The organism is Williamsia herbipolensis, from assembly GCF_000964005.1.
In the GTDB taxonomy this organism is placed as follows: Bacteria; Actinomycetota; Actinomycetes; order Mycobacteriales; family Mycobacteriaceae; genus Williamsia_A; species Williamsia_A herbipolensis.
This window is the reverse complement of sequence record NZ_JXYP01000011.1, coordinates 184628-200306: the sequence shown is the minus strand read 5'-3', so window position 1 is coordinate 200306 and position 15679 is coordinate 184628. Positions and strand designations below refer to the sequence as shown.

General features: G+C 68.3%; 16 protein-coding genes and 1 pseudogene. 9 read left to right on the top strand and 8 right to left on the bottom strand.

The annotated features are described in order from the left end of the window. Window positions 1-41: 41 nt before the first annotated feature. The 5 genes from TU34_RS04985 to TU34_RS04965 all read right to left on the bottom strand — a co-directional run bounded on the left by TU34_RS04985 (window position 42) and on the right by TU34_RS04965 (window position 4167). A complete protein-coding gene (locus TU34_RS04985) occupies window positions 42-962 on the bottom strand; it encodes an AurF N-oxygenase family protein (RefSeq protein WP_045821731.1) in 921 nt (306 codons plus the stop codon). 149 nt (window positions 963-1111) lie between these two features. Further along, entirely contained in the window at window positions 1112-1414 is a 303-nt protein-coding gene (locus TU34_RS04980; RefSeq protein ID WP_045821730.1) for a DUF2516 family protein, read from the bottom strand. A 111-nt stretch (window positions 1415-1525) separates the two neighbouring features. Further along, complete coding sequence (locus TU34_RS04975; protein WP_045821729.1) at window positions 1526-2224, bottom strand: hypothetical protein; 699 nt, start codon at window positions 2222-2224, stop codon at window positions 1526-1528. Between the two features lie 59 nt (window positions 2225-2283). Beyond that, window positions 2284-2718, bottom strand: a complete 435-nt coding sequence (locus TU34_RS04970) for a helix-turn-helix domain-containing protein (RefSeq protein WP_045821728.1) — start codon at window positions 2716-2718, stop codon at window positions 2284-2286. Window positions 2719-2841: 123 nt separating this feature from the next. Continuing rightward, window positions 2842-4167 (bottom strand): DUF445 domain-containing protein, encoded by a 1326-nt coding sequence (locus TU34_RS04965; protein WP_045821830.1) that lies wholly within the window; start codon window positions 4165-4167, stop codon window positions 2842-2844. Window positions 4168-4265: 98 nt separating this feature from the next. On the opposite strand from TU34_RS04965, the gene TU34_RS04960 reads away from it, so the two are divergent. Genes TU34_RS04960 through TU34_RS04945 form a run of 4 tightly spaced genes read left to right on the top strand, consistent with a single transcriptional unit; the run spans window position 4266 to window position 7138 of the window. Next, complete coding sequence (locus TU34_RS04960) at window positions 4266-5063, top strand: TetR/AcrR family transcriptional regulator (protein ID WP_065973497.1); 798 nt, start codon at window positions 4266-4268, stop codon at window positions 5061-5063. Between the two features lie 17 nt (window positions 5064-5080). Further along, the gene (locus TU34_RS04955; protein ID WP_045821727.1) at window positions 5081-5428 is read left to right on the top strand and encodes a DUF4873 domain-containing protein; all 348 of its coding nucleotides are present in this window, start codon (window positions 5081-5083) and stop codon (window positions 5426-5428) included. Then, window positions 5425-6261 (top strand): SDR family NAD(P)-dependent oxidoreductase, encoded by an 837-nt coding sequence (locus TU34_RS04950; RefSeq protein ID WP_045821726.1) that lies wholly within the window; start codon window positions 5425-5427, stop codon window positions 6259-6261. The genes TU34_RS04955 and TU34_RS04950 overlap by 4 nt, the downstream gene beginning before the upstream one ends. A gap of 4 nt (window positions 6262-6265) precedes the next feature. Beyond that, window positions 6266-7138, top strand: coding sequence for a polyphosphate kinase 2 family protein (locus tag TU34_RS04945; RefSeq protein ID WP_052688745.1), 873 nt, complete (start codon window positions 6266-6268; stop codon window positions 7136-7138). Window positions 7139-7182: 44 nt separating this feature from the next. Here the strand turns inward: TU34_RS04945 and TU34_RS24545 are convergent. The 3 genes and pseudogenes from TU34_RS24545 to aceA all read right to left on the bottom strand — a co-directional run. After that, a pseudogene (locus TU34_RS24545) lies at window positions 7183-7746 on the bottom strand (rhomboid-like protein); the annotation flags it as partial. Window positions 7747-7867: 121 nt separating this feature from the next. Beyond that, window positions 7868-8746, bottom strand: coding sequence for a 3-hydroxybutyryl-CoA dehydrogenase (locus tag TU34_RS04940; RefSeq protein ID WP_082079859.1), 879 nt, complete (start codon window positions 8744-8746; stop codon window positions 7868-7870). Window positions 8747-8906: 160 nt separating this feature from the next. Next, window positions 8907-10202 (bottom strand): isocitrate lyase, encoded by a 1296-nt coding sequence (gene aceA / locus TU34_RS04935; RefSeq protein ID WP_045821725.1) that lies wholly within the window; start codon window positions 10200-10202, stop codon window positions 8907-8909. 390 nt (window positions 10203-10592) lie between these two features. Here aceA and ramB point away from each other — a divergent pair, with 390 nt between their 5' ends. The 5 genes from ramB (at window position 10593) to TU34_RS04910 (ending at window position 15665) form a co-directional block, all read left to right on the top strand. Beyond that, the gene (ramB, locus tag TU34_RS04930) at window positions 10593-12056 is read left to right on the top strand and encodes an acetate metabolism transcriptional regulator RamB (protein WP_045821826.1); all 1464 of its coding nucleotides are present in this window, start codon (window positions 10593-10595) and stop codon (window positions 12054-12056) included. A gap of 18 nt (window positions 12057-12074) precedes the next feature. Further along, the gene (locus TU34_RS04925; RefSeq protein ID WP_045821724.1) at window positions 12075-12605 is read left to right on the top strand and encodes a carboxymuconolactone decarboxylase family protein; all 531 of its coding nucleotides are present in this window, start codon (window positions 12075-12077) and stop codon (window positions 12603-12605) included. Continuing rightward, entirely contained in the window at window positions 12602-13360 is a 759-nt protein-coding gene (locus TU34_RS04920) for a class I SAM-dependent methyltransferase (protein ID WP_082079857.1), read from the top strand. The genes TU34_RS04925 and TU34_RS04920 overlap by 4 nt, the downstream gene beginning before the upstream one ends. Before the next feature lie 101 nt (window positions 13361-13461). After that, window positions 13462-14745, top strand: coding sequence for a PucR family transcriptional regulator (locus tag TU34_RS04915; protein ID WP_045821723.1), 1284 nt, complete (start codon window positions 13462-13464; stop codon window positions 14743-14745). Between the two features lie 41 nt (window positions 14746-14786). Beyond that, a complete protein-coding gene (locus TU34_RS04910) occupies window positions 14787-15665 on the top strand; it encodes a glycosyltransferase family 2 protein (protein WP_045821722.1) in 879 nt (292 codons plus the stop codon). The last annotated feature ends 14 nt before the right edge of the window (window positions 15666-15679 follow it).

Below are 15679 nucleotides of genomic sequence, written 5' to 3'. Positions count from 1 at the left end.
CGAGTCTATCCGCGCAGTGTTCCCGTACCTCGTCGGTCGTGCTAGATGATCGCGCCGCGGCGCAGCAGGTACTTCCCGGGTCCGCCGATGAGACCGCACTCGTCGAGGAACGACACCGTCTTGGCGCATCCGTTGCGCTTTCGGTCGTTGTAGTAGGTGTTGGTGCGGGCGGCCTTCTTCGCGGCCTTCTTGTCGAGGCCTGCAGCCTCGTAGACCTTCGGGTTCACGAGGCAGAACACCACCATGTAGACGGTGATCGCGAGCATGAGGCGCGTCAGGTGGCGGCGGATCGGGCTCATGTCGGCCGCGATGCGCACCGTCTCCTCGCGGGCGAAGCGGATGTGGCGGGCCTCTTCGAGCACGTGGATCTTGCTGACGGTGCGGGTGACCGGCTGCACGCGCGGGTCCTTCATGAAGTCCCGCTGCATCATGTCGAGGATCTCCTCGGCGGCCAGGGTCCCACCGAAGGCCAGCGATCCCGACGCCAGCGCCTTGAACGGGCGCGACAGGAAGTTGATCCACTTCGGGCGCTCGTAGTTCGGGATGCCGAAGTGCTCGGCGGCCTTGGCGAACATCGTCGAGTGCCGGCACTCGTCGGCGATCTCGGTGAGCGCGAACTGGAAGTGCGGCGACGCCGGATCCTGCTTGTAGGCGTCGCGGATGAGCATCTGCATGAGGATGATCTCGAACCAGATTCCGGTCGCGCTGATGCTCGCGGCCTCGTGCTCGGTGAGCGTGATGCGCTGGGCCTCGGTCATCTGATCCCACATCTCGGTGCCGTAGAGGCTGCACCACTCGGGGGTCATGCCGTAGAAGCTCTCGTGGTCGATCGGGGCGTCCCAGTCGACCTCGATCAGCGGGTCGTAGGACTTCCGCGCCGACGAGGCCAAGAGTCTCCGCGCGGTGTCCTGGCGGTCCTGCACGCGATCGAATCGGGTGAGGGGCTCGGCTGCGATGGTCATCGTGGGCTCCTGTCGAAGGCGGTTCTGCCCTCGGTTGACGACAAAGTCCTTGTCAATCAACGATGCGATATGACACCTACCGTTGTCAAGGTATTGAGACAACGAATATTGTCACGCCACGCGATGGCACCAACGGGCGCCGGACGGGATCAGACCTTGCGGAACCAGCGCTTGTTCTGGATCGCGTCGACGCGGGGCCGGACGTCGACGAGGTAGACCAGCACCGCGACGATGCCGATGATGCCGAACAGACCCAGCAGCCCGAAGAACCAGATGAACAGGCTCGCGAGCACCAGGATGCCGACCCAGATCACCTTCGACTGCCGATCGACGGCCGGGAAGGCGTCGGGACGCTGGATCGCGGCGTGGACGAGTGCGACGATCGCGGCGGCTCCGCCGACGATCGTGAGGATCAGGACGATGAGGCTCTGTCCGTAGGCGAGGATGCTCATGGCCCCGATCCTATCCGGGCATCACCGACACCGGTCGCGGCCCGCGAACGCACGGACGCCCCCGACGAACCGTGGTCCGTCGGGGGCGTCCGGGTCTGGCGGTGGAGGGCCTTACTTCGAGGCGGCCTTCTTGGCGGGAGCCTTCTTCGCGGGGGCCTTCTTGGCCGGGGCCTTCTTCGCGGGGGCCTTCTTGGCCGGGGCCTTCTTGGCGGCGGGCTTCGCGGCCGGCTCCTTCAGCTCCTCGAGGACCTTGGCGGGCGAGTCCTTGCGGCCACGCGCCTTGGCCTCGACGGTGCCGGCGGCACCGGCGGCCTTGCCCGAGGCGAGGTTGGCGAGCTTCGCGGCGCGCTCACCCACGGCCCGGGTCTGCGAGGAGATGGTGCCCAGGGCGTCCTCGGTCAGGTCGACGGCGTCGTTGTAGACCTTCTCGGCCTTCGAGACGTTCTCCTGGAACTCGGGCTGGGTGCGCAGACGCTCGACGGTCTCCTCGCCGCGCTCGGCGAGCGAGTTGTAGATGCCGGTCGCGACCTCGATGTAGGCCTCGGCGACCTTGCGGAGCTCTTCGGGGGTGAAACGGGTGCGCAGGTCGTCGATACCGGCAGGCACCTCCTCGGGGAGTGCGTTGATGCGCTCGCGGGTCTCGGTGAGGCGCTCGCGGGTCTCCTCGATGCGCGCCTGGGCGGTCTCGGTGGCGGCCTCGGTGCGCTCACGGAGCTGGGTGAGGACCTCGTTCACCTGCTGGAGGGCAAGGTCGCCCACGCCGACCGCGGCGTAGATCGGGGTCGAGAAAAGCTTGTCGTTCTTGCTCATTGGTGTCTCCTTCATGGGTGATGCGATGGTGAACCGACGCGACTGTCGAGCAACTGGGACTACGGAGCGGCTGGGACGCCGTTCTCCTTGCGGAACGACTCGTAGATCTCGAGCAACATCTGTTTCTGTCGCTCGCTGATCTGTGAGTCGGCCAGCAGCGCGTCGCGTACCGGGCTGGCCGCACGTTCTTCGAGAATGCCTGCGCGGACGTACAGCACTTCCGCCGACACACGCAGACCTTTCGCGATCTGCGCCAACACATCTGCCGACGGTTTGCGCAGTCCTCGTTCGATCTGGCTCAGATACGGATTGCTGACTCCGGCCCGTTCGGCCAACTGCCGAACCGAGACTTCCGCAGCAACCCGCTGAGACCTGATGAACGCACCGATGTCCTGTGCGGCGTTCACAACGTTCTCGACTGCTCGAGTCGCTGCGTCCTCGGCATCCACGAGAGGCGTTGTGTTCTCCGGTGGATCGACCGATTCAGAGTTCATCGGTACCTCCTTGAGTCTCCGTAAACCAGTATTCGCACCGAGTGCTAGCAAATGCAAGCACTCAGCTAATTTTTGGCCCCGATAGTGGCCGATACCACACGGAGAGAGGGTGTGCCGGGGGCGTCAGCCGAAGAGCAGCACCGAGATCGAGTAGATCGCGAGGCCGGCGAGCGAGCCGACGACAGTGCCGTTGATGCGGATGAACTGCAGATCGCGACCCACCTGGAGCTCGATCTTGCGGCTGGTTTCCTCGGCGTCCCACCCGCGCACGGTCTCGGTGATCACCGAGACGATCTCGGTCGCGTAATTGGCCGCGACGTGGCGTGCGACCCGCACGGTCCAGAAGTTCATCTTGGCCTGCAACGCCTCGTCGTTGCTGACGCGCGTGGCGACCTTGATGACCGCGTCGGCGAGCGTCGCGCGCAACGTGCTGTCGGGATCGTCGAGCGCCTGTTCGAGAACGGCTTTCGCGGCCTTCCACGCCGACGACGCCGCACCGGCCACCTCGTCGCGACCAATGAACTCGGCCTTGATCTCCTCGAGCCGCTCGATGGTGGCCTTGTCGTGCTGCAGATCCTGGGCGAAGTTCTCCAGGAACTGGTTCATCGCCCGCCGCACCTCGTGGTCGGGATCGGAGCGGACCTTGTTGGTGAAGTCGACGAGTTCGCGGTGGATCCGTTCACCGACAACGGCGTTGAGGAACTTCGGCGCCCAGGCGGGGCCGTCCTTGTCGATCACCCGATCGATGAGGCCCTGGCTGTCGAGCGCCCAGTCGTGCGCGCGGTCGCACAGCATCGCGATGATCGGCGCGAGCCTGTTCTCCTCGATCAGCTGCTCGAGCACGCGACCGGCGGGCGGTCCCCACTGCGGTTCGGCCATCCACCGCATCCCCGCGACGATGAACTGTTCGACGTCCTCGTCGGCCAGCATCTCCCCCGCCAGTCCGATGGCGCGTGACGCCTCCTCGCTGATGCGATCGGAGTTGCGCGGATCGGCCAGCCATCGCGAGACCCGCTGCGGCAGATGGATCTTCTCGACCTGTCCCTCGATCACCGAGGGCGTCATGAAGTTCTGCTCGACGAATCCGCCGAGCTGGTCGCCGATCTGGTCCTTCTTGCGGCGGATCAGGGCGGTGTGTGGGATGGGCAGGCCCAGTGGCTGGCGGAACAGTGCGGTGACGGCGAACCAGTCGGCGAGCGCGCCCACCATGCCCGCCTCCGAGGCCGCGCGCACGTAGGCGACCCAGCCGGCGGCGTCGGCGCCGTCGCGGCTCTCGATCCAGCGGGTCAGCAGGTACACACCGGCGGCGAAGACCAGCAGCCCGGTCGCGACCACTTTCATCTTGCGCAGGGCGCGCTTGCGGTCGGCGTCGGCGGCGTCGAAGCCGGACATACCGGTGGGGGCGGCGCTGGGGGCAGGCGCGGGATCGGTGCGCTGCGCCGTCGACATCGAATTCACCTGACCAGTCTTACCCGATTCCGACTCCCGCGCCCGCGCCGGACGAGCTGCGGTGATCCGGCGCCCACCGGCGGGGATACTGTGGGCGTATGCCCGCTCGCCAGACCACCGCCGCGGCGGCCCGTGCCGCCGTCGTGGCCGCCGCGAACGCGACGAAAGGGCTCGAGGCCGCGCTGCGGGGCGCCGCCGACGACATCCCCGACGGCAAGCCCGACGGTCGCAAGCAGCGGTGGCAGCAGCACAAGGAGGAGCGGCGCGCCGAGCTCGTCGACGGCACCCTCACCGCAGTGCGCGCCCTCGGCGCCGACATCGGCAAGTACGAGATCGCCTCGCACATCGGCGTCTCGAAGACCGTCCTCTACCGGTACTTCACCGACAAGAACGATCTGAACACCGCCGCGATGGTGCGGTTCATCGAGGTGACCCTGCTGCCGCGGCTCACCGAGGCGCTGATCGACGACGTCGACGAGTTCACGATGACGCGCGCGGTGATCTCCATCTACGTGCAGACCATCGCCGACGAGACCCAGATCTACACCTTCGTGACCAGCTCGAAGTTCTCCAGCCCCACGGTTCTCGCCGATTCGGAGAAGCTGATCGCGCAGGTCGTCGCGTTCGCGATGAACGAGCGGCTCAGCCACCGAGGTCTCGACACCTCCGGCTTCGAAACCTGGGCGTACGCCCTCGTCGGCGGCGTGCAGCTCGCCACCCACTGGTGGATGGTCGAGCGCACCCTGAGCCAGGAACAGCTCATCGACCACCTCACGATGCTGGTGTGGACATCGTTCGTCGGCATCGCCGAGGTCGGCGGGTCGGCGGCGGTGTTCAACTCCCGGGAGCACCCGCTGCCGGAGTTCGGCGTCGCACCGTCGACGACCGCGACCTGACTCCCTACAGTGACGCCATGAGCGATCACGAACCCGCAGACGGCCATGATGACGACGCGGGTGGCTACACCGGTCCGGCGACGATCACCGTGGGCGGACGGCGCCCGGTGGAGACGAACGTCCAACTGATCGGCCACTTCGATCCCATCGCCGGTCGCTACCAGTGGCAGGGACGGATCCGCGGACTGGCGGCGGTGTCGGATCCTGCCGATCCGCCGGTCGCCGAGGGCACCGAGGTACGCATCAGCACGCCGCACGGCGCCGGCGAGGGCACGCTCTCGGCGGAGGACGCCTTCGGCGGGCACGTGGTGCGCGGGGTGAGCGCGCCACCGTTCGCGCAGCTCCCCGACGACGTCGACCGGTGACGCCGCCGGTCGCACTGGTGACCGGCGCGAGCCGCGGCGTGGGTCGTGGTGTCGCGCGGGCTCTCGGCGAGGCGGGGTGGACGGTGTGTCTCACCGCCCGCGGCGGTGTCGGACCCGACGACCGGCTCGGTCGTGTGGCCGCCGAGATCACCGCGGCCGGCGGGACGGCACAGGCGATCAGCTGCGACCACACCGACGACGACGCGGTGGCAGAACTGTTCGAGCGCATCGACGGTGACCACGGGCGTCTCGACCTGTTGATCAACAACGTCTGGGCGGCGCCGCGTGGCTTCGGCGGTTTCTCCGAGAAGTTCTTCGAACGCCCGATCTCCGACTGGGACACCCTGATCGGGGTCGGACTCCGTGCGCACTATGTCGCCTCGGTGCACGCGGCGCGGCGCATGGTCGACGCCGGTTCGGGTCTCATCGCGAGTATCTCGTCGTTCGGGTCGCGCGGGCACCTGCACTCGGTGCTCTACGGGATGAGCAAGACCGGTCTGGACAAGATGACCTCCGACATGGCGCACGAGTTGACCGGGACCGGCGTCAGCGCGGTGAGCCTGTGGCCGGGACTGGTCCGCACCGAGCTGCTGATGTCGTTGGGTGTCAACGACTTCGCCGGGTTCTCTCTCGAGCGCGCCGAGGACCCCACGTTCGTCGGCCGTGTCGTCGACGCCCTCGCCCGCGACCCCGACCTGTCGGCGCGCAGTGGTGCGACGCTGGTGACCGCCGAGCTCGGCCGCGAGTACGGGCTGGCCAACGACGACGGCGTCGTACCCGACTCGCACCGTGCGGCATTCGGCGGTGGCGGACTGTTCGGGCCGGTAGGTTGACCCCGTGTCCCCTTCTGACGAGTCCGGCTCGGGCCATCCCGCCATCGCCTCGGCGCCCACCCTCCTGCGCGCCCGCGCGCAGGGACCGCTGAGCGGCATCGACCAGCGCTCGACGCCGGGGTTCGACGGCGACAAATCCGCGGGCAAGGCGGCGCTGAAAGCCCGTGGCGCGCTTCTCGCCGGGCTGCAGGAGCGGCTCTACGCGCACGGACGCAGCGGCGACCCGCGATCGATCCTGTTGGTGCTTCAGGGGATGGACACCGCGGGCAAGGGCGGCATCGTCAAACACGTCATGGGCATGGTCGACCCGCAGGGGGTGTCGCACGCGTCGTTCGGCAAGCCCACCGATGAGGAACTCGCCCACGATTTCCTCTGGCGGATCCGCGCCAAACTGCCTGCGGCGGGCCGGATCGGCGTGTTCGACCGCTCGCACTACGAGGACGTGCTGGCCGTCCGTGTGCACGATCTCGTCCCGGAATCCGAGTGGTCCACCCGCTACGCGATCATCAACGACTTCGAGGCCGACCTCGTCGCGGCCGGCACCACCGTCGTCAAGGTGATGCTGCACATCTCGACCGACGCCCAGCGCGAGCGGCTGGCCGAGCGCCTCGACCGGCCCGACAAGTACTGGAAGTACAACCCCGGCGACATCGACGAACGCCAGTACTGGCCGGCGTACCAGGAGGCGTATCAGGTGGTGTTCGACGAGACCGATGTCGACACCGCGCCCTGGCACATCGTGCCCGCCGACCGTAAATGGTATGCGCGCCTTGCTGTCACGGAGCTGATGATCGAGGCCCTCGAGCGCCTCGACCTCGAGTGGCCCGCCCCCGATTTCGACGTCGAGCACGAGAAGAAGCGGCTCGCGCAGACCTGAGCGCCCGCACCACCCGGACCGACCACCTGCGGACCGACGATCACCGGACCGAGCAGCAGCCCGGTGGTGATCGCCACGAGGTGCCCGAGCGTCGTCACCGAGGGGTCGACGACGAGGGTGACCCCCGCCAGCGCCACGACGGTCGTCGCGAACGCCCGTCGCCACTGCGGTTCGACGAACTGCGCCGCGCCGCCGACGAACGCGAAGATCGCGTAGCTGACCCCGATGTCGCGCATCGACATCTGCGACGAGGACGTCGCGCCGACCGCGATCGCCACCCACAGCGCGCCCTGACTCACGCCGGTGCCGACGATGTGTCCGGCGAGACCCAGTGCGGCCCAGCGTCGGACGCCCAGTCGGCGTTCCATCGCGATCACGACGACCGCGAACATCACGGCGTAGGGCAGCCAGTAGGCGCCGTCGAGCCACGTCAGGCTGGAGAGGAGCACCGCGACCGGATCGGACACCAGGTGGGAGATGTCGGTCGACGACGCGGCCAGCCACGCCGCGACCCGCTCCGGGGCGGCGGTCCGCTGCAGCACCGTGGTCACCAGCAGCAACGCCAGCCAGGTCACCGACACCAGCGCCGAGCGCAGGATGTCGACCATCCGTCGCATCATCATGTCGTCCACCCTGGCCGCGACACCGTCGTCGAGCCTGGACGCACCCTGTGAGTCGGCTGCAAGCAGGGCATCGGTAGCAGTTCGTCCCGCTCAGCGGGACGAACTGCTACGCCTGTGCGGTTGCGGGGTAGCGGTAGAAGCCGCGTCCGGACTTCTGGCCGAGGCGGCCGGCGTCGACCATGCTCAGCAGCAGCGGTGGCGGCGCGTAGAGCGGTTCGGCGTACTCGGCGAAGAGGGTGTCGGCGATGGCCTTCACGGTGTCGAGGCCCACGAGGTCGGCCAGTTTGATCGGGCCCATCGGGTGCGCGCAGCCGAGCATCATCGCCCGGTCCACGTCCTCGGCCGTCACGAGCCCGTTCTCCACCATGCGGATCGCCGAGAGGAGGTACGGGACGAGCAGCGCGTTGACCACGAAGCCGGAGCGGTCCTCGGAACGGATGACCTGCTTGCCCAACACATCCGAGGCGAACAGCTCGGCTCGCGCTGCGATCACGTCGGCCGTGCTCGAGGTGGTGACGAGCTCCACCAGCGGCAGCACCGACACGGGGTGGAAGAAGTGCAGGCCGATCACACGGTGGCCGTCGGTGGTCGCCGCGCCCAGTCGTGTGATGGGGATCGACGAGGTCGTCGAGGCGAGCACGGCGTCGGGGTCGGTGACGATCGCGTCGAGCGCGGTGAACAGCGCCGACTTCACCGACTCGTCCTCCACGACGGCCTCGCACACCATCTGACGATCGGCGAACTCGTCGAGATCGGTGGTGAATCGCAGCCGGCCGCAGGCCTGTTCGCGCTCGCGTTCGGTCAGCGCACCGCTGCTCACGCCGCGGTCGAGGGATTCGAGGATGCGCGTGCGACCGCCGACGACGCGGTCGCGGGTGGTGTCGTGCACGAGGACGTCGGTGCCGGCGCGGGCGCACACCTCGGCGATACCGGCCCCCATCTGACCCGAACCGATGACACCGATCCGCGACACTGGCTCACTCACCGTGACTCCTGTGGTTGACCCGCGCAACACGAGAATTGGCGAGATGGGGGTAACTCTGCTCGGGGACGGTTGAACTTGATCACCAGAAAGACAGACGGCCCGCAGCTGACGCTGCGGGCCGCCTGACTGGTCGCGAGAAGTTCCGGAGTGGCGGGCTAGCTCAGTGGAACTGGCCCTCTTCGGTGGAGCCCTTCAGCGCAGCGGTCGACGTGTTGGGGTCGACGGTGGTGGCGATGCGGTCGAAGTAACCGGCACCGACCTCACGCTGGTGCTTGGTGGCGGTGTAACCGCGCTCCTCGGCGGCGAACTCGCGCTCCTGCAGCTCGACGTAGGCGGTCATCTGGTTGCGGGCGTAGCCGTGGGCCAGATCGAACATCGAGTAGTTGAGGGCGTGGAAGCCGGCCAGGGTGATGAACTGGAACTTGAAGCCCATGGCGCCGAGCTCGTTCTGGAACTTGGCGATGGTCTCGTCGTCGAGGTGCTGCTTCCAGTTGAACGACGGGCTGCAGTTGTAGGCCAGCAGCTGGTCGGGGAAGTCGGCCTTGACGGCCTCGGCGAACTTCTTCGCGAGCTCCAGGTCGGGCTTGCCGGTCTCCATCCAGATGAGGTCGGAGTACGGGGCGTAGGCCTTCGCACGGGCGATGCAGGGCTCGATGCCCTTCTTCACGCCGTAGAAGCCCTCGGCCGTGCGGCTGCCGTCGAGGAACGGCTTGTCACGGTCGTCCACATCGGAGGTGATGAGGGTGGCGGCCTCGGCGTCGGTACGCGCGATGACGACGGTCGGGGTGTCGGAGACGTCGGCCGCGAGGCGCGCCGAGGTCAGCGTGCGGATGTGCTGCTGGGTGGGGATGAGCACCTTGCCACCGAGGTGGCCGCACTTCTTCTCCGAGGCGAGCTGATCCTCCCAGTGGGTGCCGGCGGCACCCGCGGCGATCATGGCCTTCTGCAGCTCGTAGACGTTGAGCGCGCCACCGAAGCCGGCCTCACCGTCGGCGACGATCGGGACGACCCAGTTGTCGACGGCGTTGTCGCCCTCGACCTTGGCGATCTCGTCGGCGCGCAGCATCGCGTTGTTGATGCGGCGGACCACCGACGGCACCGAGTTGGCCGGGTAGAGCGACTGGTCGGGGTAGGTGTGGCCCGACAGGTTCGCGTCACCGGCGACCTGCCAACCCGAGAGGTAGATGGCCTTGAGGCCGGCGCGCACCTGCTGCACGGCCATGTTGCCGGTGAGTGCACCGAGCGCGTTGATGTACTCGTCGCCGTTGACGCCGTTCACGCCGTCCCAGAGGATCTCGGCGCCACGCTTGGCGAGGGTGTTCTGCTCGACGACCGAGCCCTGGAGCTCGGAAACCTGCTCGGCGGTGTACTCGCGGGTGATGCCCTTCCAGCGGGGATTGGTGTCCCAATCCTGCTGGATCTCCGCGGTGGTCCTCGGCTTTCCGGTGTTGCTCATGCCCACTTCACTTTCATCGACTTCGTCTACTTGGTCTTGTCCGGTGGCGCCGTGCGCCGTTCGGGGGCACCGGGACTGTGTGAGTACCCGGCGATTCGTGCAGCTCTGCGCCGATCGGATTCGCAACCGGTGAGCCGCCCGAGGGCGCCGCCTGCACCGAGGGTGCCACACACCAAACGTGCTGGTCCACACCTTGGATGTGCCAATCTGAGCCACAACAGGTGACAGATTTGCAAACTCTGCGAAGATGGATCTGCGAAGTCCGCCGGGCGCCCGGGGCAAAAAGTACGCCCGTACTGCGTTTTTGTCGCACGACCGGTCCGATCGACACGGCGGGCTGCGCACGCCGCCGTCGGCGGTCGTCGCCGCGACGAGAGGAAGGTGGTGACCATGATCACATCCACTGCCGGCCGCGATCCGGACCGGAGCGGCGACACCGACCGCGGGGGCAAGACCTTCGTGGGGTCCCGACTACGCGCGCTGCGGTCGCAACGCGGACTGTCGCAGGTGGCGCTCGCCGGGACACTGTCGATCTCGCCGTCGTATCTGAACCAGATCGAGCACGACGTCCGCCCGCTGACCGACTCGGTGCTGGCCCGCATCACCGAGGTGTTCGGCGTCGACGCGGAGTTCTTCAGCTCGCAGGACAACGTGCGGCTGATCGCCGAGATGCGTGAGGTGCTCGGCGACCCCGATCTCGATGCCGACACCGACACCGCCGACGTCGCGGAGATGGTGCGATCGCATCCCGATCTCGCCCGCGCGATGGTGAACCTGCACCGGCGCTACCGGATCGCCACCGATCAACTCGCCGCCGCCACCGACGACCGCGTCGACGGCAGCATGCGCGGGTCGATCACCGCACCCCACGAGGAGGTGCGCGACTACTTCTACCAACGCCACAACTACCTGCACGAGCTCGATGTCGCGGCCGAGGACATGGCCACCCGGATGCGCATGCACTCCGGCGACGTCCGCCGCGAGATCCACAACCGCCTCGAGACGGTGCACGGCGTCGAGATCGTCCGGCGGGTCGACATGGGCGACACCCTCATGCACCGCCTCGACCCCCGCACCCGACGGCTCGAGATCTCCCGCCACCTCTCCGGTGGCCAGCGCACGTTCAAGCTCGCCGCCGAACTGGCCTACCTCGAGTACGGCGACCTGCTCGACAAGCTGGCCGACGAGGGCAACTTCACCAACGACGAGGCCCGCAGCCTCGCCCGACTGGGGCTGGCCAACTACTTCGCGGCCGCCGCTGTGCTCCCCTACTCCCAGTTCCACGGCGCAGCAGAGGATTTCCGCTACGACATCGAGCGACTGTCGGCGTTCTACCAGGTGTCCTACGAGACGATCTGTCACCGGCTGTCGACGCTGCAGCGGCCGAACCTGCGCGGCATCCCGTTCTCGTTCGTGCGGGTCGACCGCGCGGGCAACATGTCCAAACGGCAGTCGGCGACGGGTTTCCACTTCTCCTCCAGCGGAGGCACGTGCCCGCTGTGGAACGTCTACGAGACCTTCGCCTCCCCCGGCAAGATCCTCACGCAGATCGCCCAGATGCCCGACGGCCGCACCTACCTCTGGGTTGCCCGCACGGTGGAGCGACGCGCCGCGCGCTACGGCCAGCCCGGCAAGACCTTCGCCATCGGACTGGGATGCGAACTGCGCCATGCGGGTCGGCTCGTGTACTCCGACGGGCTCGAGATCGGTCCGCAGGCCCAGGTGACACCGATCGGCGCGGGCTGTCGGGTGTGCGAACGCGTGAACTGCGCACAGCGCGCATTCCCGGCACTCGGCGCGACCCTGCAGATCGACGAGCACCGCAGCACCATCTCGCCCTATCTCATCGACTGACCCTCTAACCTCGGACGCGTGACCCAACCTCGCGTGGCCCCGGGCAATCTCCGTCAACTCGGTCCGTTCAACTGGGTGTTCTGCCGCGCCGCGGCGCGCACCCAGGGGGTGAGCGACATGCACATCTTCTCCACCCTCGGCCGCACCGGCGGACTGTTCCGGGGATGGCTGCACTACTCCGGTCGCCTCATGCCGTTCGGGCCGCTGTCGCGCAAGGAGACCGAGATGGTCATCATCCGCACCGCCCACCTCCGGCAGTGCGCCTACGAACTCGACCACCATCTGCGCATGGGCAAGCGTGCCGGCATCGACCGCGCGCTGGCCGAACGGATCATGGAGGGTCCCGACGCGGGCTTCGGCGAACGCGAACGCGCGATCCTCACCGCCGTCGACGAACTGGTGGGCGACCGCGACATCTCCGACCACAACTGGGACGCGCTGCGGGGACACCTCACGCCGAAACAGCAGATCGGCCTGGTCATGCTGGTCAACCAGTACGACTCGTTGGCCACCACGATCGGGACCCTGCGCATCGAGCGCGACCGATGACACCTCGGCCGATCGGTTCGGCCGCCGACCGGGTCCGCGCGCTGCTGACGGTGCCCGTGCGCGACGAGTCCTCGGGCTACCTCGACGTGCTGCCCCCACCCGAGACGGCCCAGTCGCTGAGCCTGCGGATGATGCAGAACCCGGTGTTCGCCGAGGTGTACGAACGCGCGTGGCGACCGGTGTTCACGCGTCTGTTCAGCCTGGGCGGCACCTCCACCGCCGCCTTCGACAAGCAGCTCACCGCACGGCTGAGCCGTCCCGGTGACCGGATGATCCTCGACGTGGCCTGCGGCCCGGGCAACTACACGCGGCGTTTCGGCACCGGCCTCGACCGCGCGGGCCTCGCCGTCGGGCTCGACTTCTCGGCCCCGATGCTCGGTCGTGCCGTACTCGACAACACCGGTCCGCAGGTGGCGTACGTCCGTGGTGACGCCCACGCACTGCCGTTCTTCGACAACACCTTCGACACCGTCGCCTGCCTCGCCGCGCTCTACCTGATCACCGACCCGATGGCCGTGATCGACGAGCTCGCGCGGGTGGTCGCGCCCGGCGGCGAGGTCGTCGTGTTCACGACCGTGCGGACGCGTCTGACCTCGGTCCCCGGGACCGGCCTGCTCAACCGCGCGACCGGGTTCCGCATCTTCGACCGCGACGAGATCACCGACCGCCTCGCCGCGGCGGGCCTCACCGACATCGAGCAGACGATCACCGGCCAGGGCCAGTTCGTGACCGCCCGCAAGCCATCTGACATGTGAACGTGTCAACAATCGATGTGACGATTCGGCCATGAGCCGACCTGTCCTGCGTTAGCGTGTCCCCGTGCCGGGGAGGGCACTGATGCGGGAGGGGCAGCCACATGTACGCACACACACCCACGACGACCGCGTTCGCGCGGCCCGACGCACGTCCGCTGGCCGCGATCGGCTTCGCGGTGCGAGAACTGTTGCGCGGCCGCAACGGTGCCACCGGGATCGACGCCGACATCAAGCACCTGGGTGTCCGCATCTCCTGCGCCGCGATGACGTTGGTCGGTTCGCGTCGCACGCCTGCCCCCGCCCACACCCCGGGTCACCTCGAGTCCGCTATCGCGGCCGCGGCGATGGCCGCCGTCGCCGATGCCGAGGAGTTCGAGCCCGCGGTCGCCGACGACGACATCGCGCAGACGATCGCCTCCGCGGTCGCCATGTGGACGCGTGACGGCATCGACCTGTCGGCGATCCTGTCGGTCGTCGGCAGCGCCTTCGACACCGTCGTGCGCGCCGTGACCGAGCCGGACGGCGCCCCCTCCCCGGACGCAGCCTCCGACGACGGTGTCGACCGCGCGCAGACGCTTCGTGCCCTGTCGCTGCTCATCGACATCCGCGGACGCGTGATCTCCATCGTGACCAGGGCGTTCGTCGCCGAGGCCGACCACGAACTCACGCCGCCCACCGACTCGCCGCGCGAATCGTTCGTCACCGAGGTGCTGGCCGGGCGGATGCACGTCCACCAGTCCGCGGAGTTCGGTGTCGCGCCCGCCGAGCGCTACCAGGTGCTGGCCCTCGTCGCCGACGCCGATGCCCCCACGTGGCGACGCCTGCGCACGGTGGTCGCCGACGTCCTCGGTGATCGGGCACTGTGCCTACTCGGGGCGCGCGGCGGCACGGTGATCGTCCCGCTGTACCGACCCGACGACGCCGTCGACACCGACACGGTCGAGGCGCTGCGCGGGGCGATGGGCGCCGACGTGACGTGCACGTCGGTCGTCGGTGGCCCCACCGAGGTCCCGCGCCTCGCGGCCGAGGCCGACGAACTGCTCGAACTCGCGCGCGCGATCGGCAAGCCCCCGGGCTTGTACGGCCTCGCCGATCTCGTCATCGAGTACCAGGTCACCCGCCCCGGGCCCGCCCGCGACCGGCTCGCGGCGATGATCCGCCCGCTGGAGGACAACGCGCAGCTGCTCGAGACGTTGCGGATCCACATGTCCTGCGGACTGAACCGACGCGAGACGGCGCGACGTCTGTCGATCCACCCGAACACCGTCGACAACCGCATGACGAAGGTGTCCGAGGCCATCGGGCTCGACCTCAGCCGTCCGCGTTCCATCGCCCAGACCCAGTCGGCGATCCTGGCCTTCGACGCGGCGGGCGCGGCGCACTGACCTCCCGGGTTCCTGCGTCGCGCGGACGTACCGTCTGAGTCATGGCGATATCCGTGGTGATACCCGCCCTCGACGAAGAGCGCACGATCGCGCACTGCATCGGCTGCGTCCTCGATCAGGGGCCGGCGGTCGGCGAGATCATCGTGGTCGACAACAACAGCACCGACGCGACCGCGCAGATCGTCACCGAGATGGCGCGCGACCATCCGGCCATCCGGCTGCTGGCCGAACCGGTGCCGGGTCTGTCGCACGCGCGATACGCGGGCTTCAACGCCGCGACCGGGGACGTCATCGCGGGCATCGACGCCGACACCCGCGTGTCGCCGGGCTGGGCCGATGCGATCGAGACGATGTTCGCACGACACCCCGAGGTCGGCGCGGGTACCGGCCCCGCGGTGATCTACGACCTGCCACACCAGGGCTGGTACCGCAAACGCGCCCGTGACCACGACGACCGCGCCGCCCGTGCGTCGGTAGACGGTGCACCAGTCTCGATAGTGCAGGTCAGCGGAGCGAACACCGCGTTGCGGACAGCTGCGTGGGACACGGTCAAAGACGCTGTCTCCTACCGACGCGACGTCTACGAGGACCTCGATCTGAGCCTGAACCTGAAGGCCGCGGGCTGGGTCGTCGCCCTCGTCCCCGGGATGGCGGCGGGGGTGTCGGGGCGTCGGCTCCTGTCGGGCCCGCGCGATTTCCTGCGGTACGCCCTGTGTATCCCGCGCACCTATCGTCTGCACGGCAAACGCGGCCTGGCCCGCCTCACCACGGTCATCGTCGTCGCCCAGGCCGTGCTCAACACCGCCCGACTCCCGATCACCCGCGCCTGGGACCCGTCGACGGAGTCGTTCTCGCTGCGTCGGCTCCGCAGCGCGGGCGACGACGTCCGGGAACCGCCGGTGTCCTCCGGATTCGAGTGAGCCTGACCGGCCGC